This is a genomic window from Bacillus sp. JJ1532 (assembly GCF_036965085.1).
GTDB lineage: Bacteria > Bacillota > Bacilli > Bacillales > Cytobacillaceae > Cytobacillus.
Genome location: NZ_JBALOW010000037.1, coordinates 38,734 through 51,592, shown reverse-complemented (window position 1 = coordinate 51,592; position 12,859 = coordinate 38,734). Strand labels below are relative to the sequence as shown.

Below are 12,859 nucleotides of genomic sequence, written 5' to 3'. Positions count from 1 at the left end.
CTTTTGGAAGGAATATTGCCGCTATTTAAGCCTAAGGGGATCACCTCACATGATTGTGTATTTAAGCTGCGTAAAATTTTAAAAATGAAAAGAATCGGTCATACCGGAACTCTAGACCCTGATGTGACGGGAGTACTCCCTATTTGCTTAGGGAGAGCGACAAAAGTGGCTGAATATATTACAGATGCCGGAAAAGCATATGAAGGGGAAGTAACGATTGGGTATTCCACCACAACTGAGGATGCCTCAGGAGAAACCGTTGAAGTTAGGAAAGTAACAAATTCATTTTCAAGAAAAGAAATTTTATCTGTTTTGGAAAGCTTAACTGGTGAAATAACGCAAACCCCTCCGATGTATTCTGCTGTGAAGGTAAATGGAAAACGGCTTTATGAATACGCAAGACAAGGGATTTCAATTGAAAGGCCAACTAGAAGGGTAAAAATCTACTCAATCGAACTTCTAGATGACCGCGATATTTTCAGTGGGGAAGTAATTCAATTCCGCTTCCGGGTATCTTGTGGAAAGGGAACTTATATACGGACGTTAGCTGTTATGATTGGAGAAAAACTTGGTTATCCTGCTCATATGTCTGAGCTAGTTAGAATTCAATCTGCCGCATTCTCCTTACAAGACTGCTTAACATTAGAAGAATTAGAATCCTTCGTTCAAGAAGGCACCCTTTTACCGAAAATAAAACCGCTTGAATCTGGGCTTTCTCATTTGCCCAAATATACGATAAATGATACAGTAGCAAAGAAAGTAAAAAATGGAGCAGTTTTACCCATACCAAGTCATTTATCTGAAGCAAAAGGTCCAATTGTTGTTGAAACTGAAAATGGCATTGCTTTGGCCATTTACGAGCATCATCAGCAAAAGCAAGGGTTAATGAAGCCTGTAAAGGTCATTCGAAATGATATGCTGTGAGAACTTTGGGCTTTGAATTTGAAAAAAGGTGAACCGCATGGAAATAATTTCAATTAATCATCCGCAATTTGTTAAGAGGGAACTTCCGCCATTATCCATAGCCTTAGGCTATTTTGACGGCGTTCATCTTGGACATCAGAAGGTTATCAAGAAAGCAAAGACTATCGCGGAGGAGAGCGGCTTCAAAAGTGCGGTCATGACCTTTGATCCTCATCCCTCTGTTGTATTAGGAAAAAGTGTTAAACATGTAGAATATATTACTCCACTGAGAGAAAAAATCGAGTTGATGGCTAAATTAGGGATTGATTATTTATTTATTGTCAACTTTTCAAGGGAATTTGCGAGTCTATTACCCCAAGAATTTGTAGATCAATATTTAATAGATCTAAATGTAAAACATGTGATCGCGGGCTTTGATTATACATATGGCAGTATGGGTAAAGGAACGATGGAAACATTGCCATTTCATTCAAGAGAAAAGTTCGCCTTTACAGTCGTTCCAAAATTAGCATCTAATAATGAGAAAATTAGCTCAACCTTAATTCGTTCAATGATTCGTGAAGGCAGAATGGAAGATATTTCACCTATACTAGGCAGGTATTATTCTACTAATGGCATCGTTATTCATGGAGATAAAAGAGGAAGAACAATTGGATTCCCTACGGCGAATATTGAATTGAAAGACGATTATATTCTTCCCCCTACCGGAGTTTATTGCGTCCGAATTAACACCAATGGAAAATGGCATGAAGGAGTATGCAATGTCGGCTATAAGCCAACTTTTAATAAAGAAATGTCGAAAAAGCCATCTATAGAGGTTCATATTTTTGATTATAATCAAGAAATATACGGACAAGAAGTAAAAGTTGAGTGGCACTTGCATTTACGAAAAGAACAAAAATTCAATGGCATAGAAGAACTTGTTGCTCAAATCGAAAAGGACAAAAGGGCGGCGCTTACTTACTTTGAAAAAAACAATGTTTAGCCTTGCATTTTGTCATAAAAAGTTGTATTCTTATTAACGTATCAAAAGAACCTTTGCTTGGCAAGTCGAGTCACCGACGCTTGCTCGGTAACAGGGGATTTACTATTTAGGAGGTGAAACGGATGGCAATCACTAAAGAACGTAAAAATGAACTAATCAATGAGTATAAAACTCATGAGAATGATACTGGATCTCCAGAGGTTCAAATCGCTGTCCTTACTGAGGAAATTAACAAACTGAACGATCATTTACGTACTCATAAGAAAGACCACCACTCACGTCGCGGTCTTTTGAAAATGGTAGGTAAACGTCGTAACCTGTTAACTTACCTGCGTAACAAAGATGTTCAACGTTACCGTGAGTTAATTAACAAATTAGGTTTACGTCGATAATAAGAAAAGCGGGAGTTTTCCCGCTTTTTTATTAGCTTAAAAAGAACACATGTTTACATACATAAAAGAGTCATTTTAACTTGTAATAAATTTGTACATACTATACATACACAGATTTTATACTTTAGTAGCATTTTTGTTCGATAATGTTTAGGTTTAGGTTTCCAATTCAATTCGCTAAACCTCCATTGTGAAAAGGTAGAGAGGGGTTACAAAATATGGGACAAGATAAACATATTTATTCTATAGATTGGGCTGGCCGCAAATTAACTGTTGAAATTGGACAGTTAGCCAAACAAGCAAATGGCGCAGTGTTAGTTCGCTATGGAGACACAGCTGTATTAAGTACGGCAACGGCATCAAAGGAGCCGAAAAATTTAGATTTCTTTCCATTGACAGTCAATTATGAAGAAAGATTATATGCTGTTGGGAAAATACCTGGAGGATTTATTAAAAGAGAAGGCCGTCCAAGTGAAAAAGCTATTTTGGCCAGCCGCTTAATTGATAGACCAATTCGCCCATTATTTGCTGATGGTTTTCGTAATGAAGTACAAGTAGTCAGTATGGTAATGAGTGTTGATCAAGATTGTTCTTCAGAAATGGCGGCCATGTTTGGTTCTTCATTAGCACTAAGTGTATCAGATATTCCTTTTGGAGGACCAATTGCTGGAGTAAGTGTTGGTCGTATTAATGGTGAGTTCATTATTAATCCTACAGTTGATCAGGCTGATAAAAGTGATATCCATTTAGTTGTCGCTGGTACAAAGGATGCTATTAATATGGTTGAAGCAGGTGCTCTTGAAGTCCCTGAAGAAATCATGCTAGAAGCGATTATGTTTGGACATGAAGAAATAAAGCGATTAATTGCGTTTCAGGAAGAAATTGTAGCTGAAATCGGTAAAGAAAAACTTGAAATAGTTTTATTTGAACTTGATCAAGAATTAGAAGCTAAGGTACGTTCGATTTGCGAGCAAGACATGATCGCTGCTATTCAAGTTCAAGAAAAGCATGCACGTGAGGATGCTATTAAAGCTGTTAAAAATGCGGTACTTGCAAAATTTGAAGAAGAAGAGACAACGGAAGAAGACCTTAAACAAGTAAAACAAATTCTTGATAAAATTGTAAAAGGCGAAGTACGAAGACTTATTACAGAAGATAAGGTCCGTCCAGATGGGCGTGGCTTGGATATCATTCGACCATTGTCCTCGGAAATTGGTATTTTTGCTAGAACACATGGTTCCGGACTATTTACTCGTGGCCAAACTCAAGCTTTAAGCGTTTGTACATTAGGTGCACTAGGTGATGTCCAAATTCTTGATGGCCTCGGAATCGAGGAAGAAAAGCGTTTTATGCACCATTACAACTTTCCTAATTTCAGCGTTGGAGAAACGGGTCCGATGAGAGGGCCAGGCCGTCGTGAGATTGGGCACGGTGCACTAGGAGAGCGTGCATTAGAGCCTGTTATTCCATCAGAAAAAGATTTTCCGTATACAGTCCGTTTAGTTTCTGAAGTTTTGGAATCTAATGGATCTACATCACAGGCAAGTATTTGCGCAAGTACCCTTGCTATGATGGACGCTGGTGTTCCAATTAAGGCTCCTGTTGCGGGGATCGCAATGGGTCTTATCAAGTCTGGAGAGCATTACTCTATATTAACGGATATCCAAGGTATGGAAGACCATTTAGGAGATATGGACTTTAAGGTTGCTGGTACAGCTAAAGGGGTAACAGCATTACAAATGGATATTAAAATTGAAGGTCTTTCCCGTGAAATATTAGAAGAGGCCCTTCAGCAGGCGAAAATAGGCCGCATGCAAATTCTAGACTCTATGCTAAGTACAATTGCCCAGCCAAGAAATGAGCTATCTAAATACGCTCCTAAGATCTTGACGATGCACATTAACCCAGATAAGATTCGTGACGTTATTGGACCGAGCGGAAAGCAAATCAATAAGATTATTGAAGAAACTGGTGTAAAAATTGATATCGAGCAAGATGGTACAGTATTTATTTCTTCAACTAATGAAGAAATGAACCAAAAAGCGAAGAAAATTATTGAGGACATTGTCCGTGAAGTTGAAGTTGGACAAATGTATCTTGGTAAAGTAAAGCGAATTGAAAAATTCGGAGCATTTGTTGAAATATTTAACGGAAAAGATGGGCTTGTACACATTTCAGAGCTTGCTGAAGAGCGTGTTGGCAAAGTTGAGGATGTCGTATCAATTGGGGACGAATTATTAGTAAAAGTAACCGAAATTGATAAACAAGGCCGTGTTAATTTATCACGTAAAGCAGTCCTCCGTGAGCAGCGCGAGCAGAAAGAACAAGCACAAAAATAATTAGTTTCAAAGCGTGATTTATTATTAATGAAAGAGTCAGGATGGGATGGCCCCCCTGACTCTTTCCATATACATACCTTTTGTTAAAAATTAACCTTTCGTTAGAAAATGCAGCTCGTTCTACCTTGTCCTCTTAAAACATATGGTTTATGGAAGGAGGCAAGGAGAATGAAAAAGGTGATTCATTTATGCATTATTTTTATTGTTGCATATCTTTTTGTTAATAATCCGTTATCGAACCAATACGTTTTGGGGCTAAAAGCTGATTCTATTTCTGTATCAAAACAAAAGGATCCTTTATATAACGAAATTACTGCAAGAGCAACAGACTATTATATTCCCCCGCAGGATGCGAAGATTGATCGAGTTTGGAAGGCGATTCCCGGATTAAATGGATTACAAGTTGATATAGGTGCTTCCTATAAAAAAATGAAAGCAGATGGCGAATTTAAGGATGAAAAGCTTGTTTTCAAACAAATTCTGCCTAAAGTTCAATTAAAGGATTTGCCGCCGTCTCCAACATATAAAGGGCATCCAGAGAAACAGATGGTTAGTTTTATCATAAATGTGGCATGGGGAAATGAGTATTTAACGGATATGCTAGCAACGCTAAAGGAGCATAACGTTTCGGTAAGTTTTTTCTTAGAAGGAAAATGGGCCCAAAATAATCCTGAATTGGCAAAAATGATAGAAGAAGCAGGACATGAAATTGGCAACCATTCATATTCTCAACCTAATATGGCAAAAATACCAAAGAGTAAAATTAGGGAAGAAATTCAAAAAACGAATGAAGTCATTATGGCAATCACAGATAAGCCTGTACAATGGTTTAGTCCGCCAAGCGGAAGCTTTCGTGAAGACACAATACAAATTGCCTTACAGGAAAGCTTAAGAACGGTCTTATGGTCGGTTGATACAGTTGATTTGAAAAAGCCATCCAAAGAGGAACTGCTAAATCGTGTAATGGGTAAGGTTCATAATGGGGCGATCATCTTAATGCACCCTACAAGCCCAACAGAAAGGTCGCTAGATCAGTTAATTATTCAGCTGAAGAAGCAGGACTTTCAAATTGGAACCGTTTCCGAGCTTTTGAGTTCTGATCGAACGGCTGATAATCTTATTTTTGGAAAAGTTAATAGTAAGGAAAATAACAACTAAAATTAATGCATCTCTGTTAAAGGAACAGGAGGAACTTATTTGATTAAAAAGTACACATGCCAAAATGGTGTAAGAATCGTATTAGAAAATATTCCACACGTTCGTTCCGTTGCCATCGGTGTTTGGATTGGAACTGGATCTAGAGATGAAAACCTAGAGAATAACGGGATTTCTCATTTTCTAGAGCATATGTTTTTTAAGGGGACAAAAACAAGATCCGCACGTGAGATCGCTGAATCATTTGACAGTATTGGCGGGCAGGTGAATGCTTTTACTTCAAAAGAATATACGTGCTACTATGCAAAGGTTCTCGATACTCATGCAGATTTTGCACTTGAGGTTTTAGCTGATATGTTCTTTAACTCTACATTTGTGGAAGAAGAGCTGAATAAAGAGAAAAATGTTGTATATGAAGAAATAAAGATGTATGAGGATACGCCTGATGATATCGTTCATGACTTGCTTAGTAAAGCCATTTATGAAAATCATCCACTTGGCTATCCGATATTAGGGACAGAGGAAACGCTTGCCACCTTTAACGGTGATACATTAAGAGAATATGTCCACAACATGTATACTCCTGAAGAAGTGGTCATTTCTATTGCCGGCAATATTTCTGATTCTTTTATTCGGGAAGTTGAAAAATATTTCGGATCCTATGAAGGCGGAAAGCATGAAAAAGTGAAGCAGGGCCTTGAATTCCATTCAAATAAGGTTGTTCGGAAAAAAGATACAGAGCAGGCACATTTATGTATTGGTTTTGAAGGACTGCAGGTAGGTCATCCAGAAATGTACAATTTAATTGTTCTCAATAATATACTTGGCGGCAGCATGAGCAGCAGGTTATTCCAGGATGTTAGGGAACAAAAAGGACTTGCTTATTCAGTCTTTTCTTATCACTCAGCCTACCAAGACGCAGGGATTGTTACACTCTATGGTGGAACTGGTGCTAAGCAATTGGATGTCTTATTTGAAACGATGCAAGAAACATTAAGCAAGCTTAAACAAGACGGAATTACCGAAAAGGAACTAAATAATAGCAAGGAACAGTTAAAAGGAAGTCTGATGCTCAGCTTAGAGAGCACCAATAGCCGAATGAGCCGAAATGGGAAAAATGAACTTTTACTGAAGCGTCATCGATCATTAGATGAAATCCTTGAACAAATTGATGCTGTTTCTAAACAAGGTGTGGATGAAATGGCAAATTCCATATTCACTGATAAATACGCCATTGCCTTGATTAGTCCTAATGGCGAGTTGCCAAAAAGTCTATAACTACTCATAACAGTCTGTTTAATTAGCAGACTGTTTTTTTGTTTATGGAAGCAAATTGATTTGTAGTCTAAATCATTATGAATATCGATAAATTGTATAGAGAGGGGGGAAGGGCATGAGACTTAGTGAGCTGAGCGGAAAAGAAATCGTTGACGTAAAAAAGGCAGAAAGATTAGGGGTTCTTGGGCAAACAGATCTTGAAATAAACGAAAAAAGTGGACAAATCCAGGCATTAGTCATTCCATCTTTGAAATGGTTTGGACTCAAAAGGCAAGGAGATGAGATTCGTGTACCTTGGAGCCACATTAAAAAGATTGGAACCGATATGATTATTTTAGATATGCCGAATGAGGAAGAAGCAAACGAATAGAAAATTTTTAAGGGATTATTTAGATTGGCAGAAGCCAGTCTATTTTTTTTTGAAAAAATTCTTTTCAAAAATAAAAGTTAGGCTAAAACCCAGAGCCCACATACTTTTTCTCTCATTCGAAACCTTCCCAAACTCATATTTCAAGCCTTATCTTTACATGGAAAACTCACCGATTTAGCCTTTCGTACATAGGATGTTGAAGTAGTGAATTAACACAATACCTGTAACACTCTTTAGAAGAAGGTGAGGGTTTCATGCTAACAGACATACAAATTGCTGTTATTGGCGGAGATGCTAGGCAGCTGGAAATAATACGCAGACTAACCGAGCTGGATGCCAAGCTTTCATTAATTGGATTCGAACAATTAGATCATGCCTTTACTGGGGCTGTTAAAGAAAAAATGGATGAAGTCGATTTTTCAAATAAAGATGCTGTTATATTGCCTGTTCCTGGAACTGGCTTAGATGGTCAAATTGAAACAATATTTTCAAATGAAAAGGTGTATTTACGGAAAGAGATGCTATTGGAAACACCATCCCATTGTACGATCTATTCAGGGATAAGCAACTCATATTTAGACAGTGTAACTAAACAGGCAAATAGACGACTCGTTAATTTATTTGAACGAGATGATGTAGCTATCTATAACTCAATTCCCACAGTAGAGGGAACGATCATGATGGCCATACAGCATACAGATATTACTATTCATGGGTCAAAAATTACCGTTCTCGGCCTCGGAAGAGTTGGGATGAGTGTTGCAAGAGTCTTTGATTCTCTTGGAGCCAAGGTAAAAGTGGGTGCTAGAAAAAGTGAACATATTGCAAGGATTACGGAAATGGGTTTAGTTCCTTTTCATTTAAAGGATTTAGAAAATGAAGTAAAGGATGCAGATATTTGCATCAACACGATTCCACATTTAGTAGTTACAGCTTCTGTTATTGCAAAAATGCCGGTTCACACTCTCATTATTGATCTTGCTTCTAAACCAGGAGGGACAGACTTTAGGTACGCAGAAAAAAGGGGAGTAAAGGCATTGCTCGCACCTGGACTTCCTGGAATCGTTGCACCTAAAACAGCCGGAAAAATACTAGCGAAGGTTCTTTCCCAATTAATAAAAGAAGACAGTATTAACCGAAAGGGGAAAATTTAATATGAGTTTAAAAGGAAAACGTATCGGTTTTGGTCTGACAGGATCTCATTGCACATACGATGCGGTGTTCCCGGAAATAGAGAAGCTCGTCAACGCTGGGGCTGAAGTTTTGCCTGTTGTTACCTTTACAGTAAAAAGCACTGAAACAAGGTTTGGCAAAGGGGAAGATTGGGTACAGAGAATTGAAGAATTAACAGGAAATAAAGTGATAGACTCCATTGTGAAGGCAGAGCCGTTAGGTCCAAAAATCCCTTTAGATTGTATGGTGATTGCCCCCTTAACAGGCAATTCAATGAGTAAATTTGCAAACGCCATGACAGATTCACCTGTTTTAATGGCTGCAAAGGCAACGCTTAGGAATCAGAAGCCTGTTGTATTAGGAATATCCACAAACGATGCACTTGGCTTAAATGGCGTGAATTTAATGAGATTAATGGCAACGAAAAATATTTATTTCATCCCATTTGGCCAGGATGATCCAGTGAAAAAACCAAATTCAATGGTTGCCAGAATGACAGCTTTATCAGAAACGATTGAAGCAGCTATTAACGGTGAACAATTCCAGCCCGTACTTGTTGAAAGATATAAGGACGAGAATTAGAGTGTTTCCCCAATTTATCTAGCAAAAAGTTTATTACTTTAAAGAATGAATATGTTAAAATGTATGTTATTATAAGAAAATTCATTAAGTTTCTGTAATAATCTTTTTTGTTAGTAAGTATTTTTGAGAGGGGAAAAAACAAATGGAACAGAAAAAAGGTTTTCATGTAGCAGTTTTAGGAGCAACAGGAGCAGTAGGTCAGCAAATGCTTGACACACTTGAGAAAAAGAATTTTCCAATCGAAAAGTTAACATTGCTATCATCTGCACGTTCAGCGGGAAAAAAGGTGATTTTTAAAGGCGAGGAGCTAACAGTCCAGGAAGCAACACCGGATAGCTTTGCAGGAGTTGATATTGCACTATTCAGTGCAGGCGGTAGTGTTTCTAAAGAAATGGCGGCTCATGCGGTTTCCCATGGCGCAGTTGTTGTTGATAATACAAGTGCTTTCCGTATGGATGAAGATGTTCCGCTTGTAGTGCCAGAAGTCAATGAACACGACCTTCACAATCATAAGGGACTTATTGCAAATCCAAACTGTTCTACGATTCAAATGGTTGTAGCTTTAGAACCAATCCGTAAAAAATACGGTTTAAATAAAGTTATCGTTTCAACATACCAGGCTGTTTCGGGATCAGGTGCAGCTGCAGTTGAAGAGCTTCATGAACAAACAAAAGCAATCATAAATGGCGAATCCTTTGAGCCTGCCATTCTTCCTGTAAAAGGTGATAAGAAGCATTATCAAATTGCCTTTAACGCGATTCCGCAAATTGATAAGTTTACAGAGAACGGCTTTACATTTGAAGAAATGAAAATGATAAATGAAACAAAAAAGATTATGCATCTTCCTGAACTTCAAGTTGCAGCGACATGTGTGCGTTTACCAGTTGCAACCGGTCACTCAGAATCAGTCTACTTCGAGGTGAATGAAGAAGAGGTTAGCTCACAAGATATTAAAGGGCTTCTTCAAGATGCCCAAGGTGTTATTTTACAAGATGATCCGGACAATCAAATCTATCCAATGCCTGCAGATTGTGTAGGCAAGAGCGATGTGTTTGTCGGACGTATTCGCAAGGACTTAGATCAACCAAAGGGTTTCCATATGTGGGTTGTGTCTGACAATCTATTAAAGGGAGCTGCGTGGAACTCAGTTCAAATTGCAGAAAGCTTAATAAAACTTGGTTTAGTAAAATAACAAAGTTCACGTTTTATTTCTTTAAAAAGATTTGAGCGTAAAAAATAAAGGAGCTAGAGATTTTCTAGCTCCAAATATGATCGTTCCTCTTTATCTGCAAACCTATGGCATAATCTAAAAACCAATGAAGAGTTTTATAGAGGTGTAACAATGAAAATAATTGTGCAAAAATTTGGAGGCACGTCAGTTCGCAATGATAAAAGCCGGGCACATGCATTTAAGCACATCAAGAAAGCCCGACACGAGGGTTATAAAGTAGTTATTGTCGTATCGGCAATGGGACGATTGGGTGACCCATATGCGACTGATACATTACTCTCTCTCGTAGAGACAAATAAATCCCTGATAAATAAAAGGGAAACAGATCTATTATTATCCTGTGGTGAAATCATTTCTAGTATTGTTTTTACAAATATGCTTTTGGAACAAGGTGTTAAAGCAACTGCCTTAACCGGTGCGCAAGCAGGTTTTCGAACTAATCACGAGCACACAAATGCGAAAATTATCGATATGAAATGTGATAGACTTCTTAAAGTACTTGAAGAGCATGATGTAGTTGTAGTAGCTGGATTTCAAGGTGCTGCAAAAAATGGGGATGTCACAACGATCGGCAGAGGCGGAAGTGACACATCTGCCGCAGCTCTAGGAGCAGCTCTAAATGCGGAATGGATTGACATATTTACAGATGTTGATGGAATTATGACTGCTGATCCAACTATCGCTGAAAATGCACGTCCTCTATCTATTGTCACATACACAGAAGTATGCAATATGGCTTATCAAGGAGCAAAAGTCATACATCCTCGAGCAGTTGAAATTGCCATGCAAGCTAAAATCCCCATTCGAATTCGATCTACCTATACAGAAAATTTAGGAACCCTTGTGACAACTTTTAATAAAGAACGGCAAGGAATAGACTTCATAGAAAGAATTGTTACAGGAATTGCCCATCTCCCCAATATTACACAAATCAAAGTACAGGCTAAAAAGGATCAGTATAATTTGCAAGCTGAGGTTTTTAAGGCGATGGCTAATGAAGGAATCAGTGTTGATTTTATAAACATTTATCCTAATGGCGTCAACTATACAGTTTCAGAAGAAATGACAGAGAAAGCCATTCAGATACTGGAAGATTTACATCATACTCCACTTGTCGAGAAGCATTGTGCTAAAGTATCTGTCGTTGGAGCCGGAATGCAAGGTGTGCCGGGTGTCGCATCGAAAATTGTTACAGCATTGTCAGAGCAGGAAATAAGGATTTTACAATCTGCGGATAGCCATACTACTATATGGGTTCTTGTGAAACAGCATGATTTAGCTAAGGCAATTAACGCTTTACATGATGCTTTCCAGCTTGAAAAGGATTATACAGTTCCTGAGAATATTGACTTATGGAAGATTAAAGGAGTGTAGCAATGATTCAGTTAGGCCGGGTTTCGACAGCGATGGTTACTCCATTTAATAGAAAGGGACATATTGATTTCCCTAAGACTACTCAGCTAATTAATCATTTAATTCAAAATGGCACAGAATCTCTTATTGTAGCAGGGACAACAGGTGAATCTCCAACTTTAACGAATGAAGAAAAAATAGCGTTATTCCAGCATGTGGTTAAAGCAGTCGACAAAAGAATACCAGTTATTGCGGGAACTGGCAGCAATAACACATACGCTTCTATTGACTTAACGAAACGAGCTGAGCAAATAGGTGTAGATGGAATAATGGCTGTGGCTCCCTATTACAATAGACCAAATCAAGCCGGACTTTTTCAGCATTTCCAGGCAGTTGCCGAAAGTACGAAACTGCCAGTAATGGCATATAACATTCCAGGCAGAGCAGCTGTCAATATTGAACCTGAAACCATTATTAGCCTTTCTAACATAAACAATATTTTTGCGGTAAAGGAAGCAAGCGGTAATTTAAATGCAATGGCTCGAATCATTTCAGAAACAGCTGAGGACTTTCAACTATACAGCGGGGATGACGGATTGACAATCCCTGTATTGGCAATAGGTGGGAAGGGCATAGTCTCAGTGGCGTCCCACATTATTGGAAATGAAATGCAAGAGATGATTCAAGCGTTTCTGAATGGCAAAATAGAGAAAGCTGCAAGGCTTCATCAACATCTCCTTCCAATCATGGAAGGACTCTTTGCAGCCCCAAGCCCTGTACCAGTAAAAACAGCGCTTCAATTAAAGGGACTTGATGTCGGCACGGTAAGATTGCCGTTAGTTCCGCTAACAGAGCAGGAGAGAAGTAAATTATCAGCTTTGCTACAATAAAAACTTACTATTAAAAGCCAATCAGTTTTTTGCCGATTGGCTTTTAATTTTACTAGAAAGGCCCACTCCGCTTTTCTTCTTGTCTAGCTTCAGCGCCTACCCCCGAAGTACAGGACGTACTAGTGTCGACAATGCGACAGGACAAGGAAAGCTTCGGCAGCGATGCATCGCACGACCAAAAGTGAAG

General features: G+C 38.5%; 12 protein-coding genes. All 12 read left to right on the top strand.

What is annotated here, in order from left to right; all coding sequences use genetic code 11:
• The first annotated feature begins 3 nt into the window (after positions 1–3).
• Entirely contained in the window at positions 4–924 is a 921-nt protein-coding gene (gene truB / locus V7122_RS13370) for a tRNA pseudouridine(55) synthase TruB (RefSeq protein WP_335527160.1), read from the top strand.
• A gap of 37 nt (positions 925–961) precedes the next feature.
• Positions 962–1,909 carry a bifunctional riboflavin kinase/FAD synthetase gene (gene ribF, locus V7122_RS13365; RefSeq protein ID WP_335527158.1) on the top strand — a complete coding sequence of 316 codons (948 nt, stop codon included), beginning with the start codon at positions 962–964 and terminating at the stop codon, positions 1,907–1,909.
• 122 nt (positions 1,910–2,031) lie between these two features.
• Entirely contained in the window at positions 2,032–2,301 is a 270-nt protein-coding gene (gene rpsO / locus V7122_RS13360) for a 30S ribosomal protein S15 (RefSeq protein ID WP_066288899.1), read from the top strand.
• 218 nt (positions 2,302–2,519) lie between these two features.
• A complete protein-coding gene (gene pnp / locus V7122_RS13355) occupies positions 2,520–4,640 on the top strand; it encodes a polyribonucleotide nucleotidyltransferase (RefSeq protein ID WP_335353162.1) in 2,121 nt (706 codons plus the stop codon).
• Between the two features lie 168 nt (positions 4,641–4,808).
• Positions 4,809–5,798, top strand: coding sequence for a polysaccharide deacetylase family protein (locus V7122_RS13350; RefSeq protein WP_335527157.1), 990 nt, complete (start codon positions 4,809–4,811; stop codon positions 5,796–5,798).
• A gap of 39 nt (positions 5,799–5,837) precedes the next feature.
• Entirely contained in the window at positions 5,838–7,073 is a 1,236-nt protein-coding gene (locus tag V7122_RS13345; protein ID WP_335527155.1) for a M16 family metallopeptidase, read from the top strand.
• A 115-nt stretch (positions 7,074–7,188) separates the two neighbouring features.
• Complete coding sequence (locus V7122_RS13340; RefSeq protein ID WP_335346587.1) at positions 7,189–7,443, top strand: YlmC/YmxH family sporulation protein; 255 nt, start codon at positions 7,189–7,191, stop codon at positions 7,441–7,443.
• A gap of 254 nt (positions 7,444–7,697) precedes the next feature.
• A complete protein-coding gene (dpaA, locus tag V7122_RS13335; RefSeq protein WP_335346588.1) occupies positions 7,698–8,597 on the top strand; it encodes a dipicolinic acid synthetase subunit A in 900 nt (299 codons plus the stop codon).
• A 1-nt stretch (position 8,598) separates the two neighbouring features.
• On the top strand, positions 8,599–9,198 hold the full coding sequence (gene dpaB / locus V7122_RS13330) for a dipicolinate synthase subunit B (protein WP_335527154.1): 600 nt from the start codon (positions 8,599–8,601) through the stop codon (positions 9,196–9,198).
• Positions 9,199–9,340: 142 nt separating this feature from the next.
• Positions 9,341–10,390 carry an aspartate-semialdehyde dehydrogenase gene (gene asd, locus V7122_RS13325; RefSeq protein WP_335527152.1) on the top strand — a complete coding sequence of 350 codons (1,050 nt, stop codon included), beginning with the start codon at positions 9,341–9,343 and terminating at the stop codon, positions 10,388–10,390.
• A 150-nt stretch (positions 10,391–10,540) separates the two neighbouring features.
• Complete coding sequence (gene dapG, locus V7122_RS13320; RefSeq protein ID WP_335527150.1) at positions 10,541–11,803, top strand: aspartate kinase; 1,263 nt, start codon at positions 10,541–10,543, stop codon at positions 11,801–11,803.
• A 2-nt stretch (positions 11,804–11,805) separates the two neighbouring features.
• On the top strand, positions 11,806–12,672 hold the full coding sequence (gene dapA, locus V7122_RS13315; RefSeq protein ID WP_335353158.1) for a 4-hydroxy-tetrahydrodipicolinate synthase: 867 nt from the start codon (positions 11,806–11,808) through the stop codon (positions 12,670–12,672).
• Positions 12,673–12,859: the final 187 nt, after the last annotated feature.

Coding starts and splice junctions, on each gene's coding strand:
- ribF (WP_335527158.1), top strand. CDS start 962: ATGGAAATAATTTCAATTAATCATCCGCAATTTGTTAAGAGGGAACTT.
- rpsO (WP_066288899.1), top strand. CDS start 2,032: ATGGCAATCACTAAAGAACGTAAAAATGAACTAATCAATGAGTATAAA.
- pnp (WP_335353162.1), top strand. CDS start 2,520: ATGGGACAAGATAAACATATTTATTCTATAGATTGGGCTGGCCGCAAA.
- V7122_RS13350 (WP_335527157.1), top strand. CDS start 4,809: ATGAAAAAGGTGATTCATTTATGCATTATTTTTATTGTTGCATATCTT.
- V7122_RS13340 (WP_335346587.1), top strand. CDS start 7,189: ATGAGACTTAGTGAGCTGAGCGGAAAAGAAATCGTTGACGTAAAAAAG.
- dpaA (WP_335346588.1), top strand. CDS start 7,698: ATGCTAACAGACATACAAATTGCTGTTATTGGCGGAGATGCTAGGCAG.
- dpaB (WP_335527154.1), top strand. CDS start 8,599: ATGAGTTTAAAAGGAAAACGTATCGGTTTTGGTCTGACAGGATCTCAT.
- asd (WP_335527152.1), top strand. CDS start 9,341: ATGGAACAGAAAAAAGGTTTTCATGTAGCAGTTTTAGGAGCAACAGGA.
- dapG (WP_335527150.1), top strand. CDS start 10,541: ATGAAAATAATTGTGCAAAAATTTGGAGGCACGTCAGTTCGCAATGAT.
- dapA (WP_335353158.1), top strand. CDS start 11,806: ATGATTCAGTTAGGCCGGGTTTCGACAGCGATGGTTACTCCATTTAAT.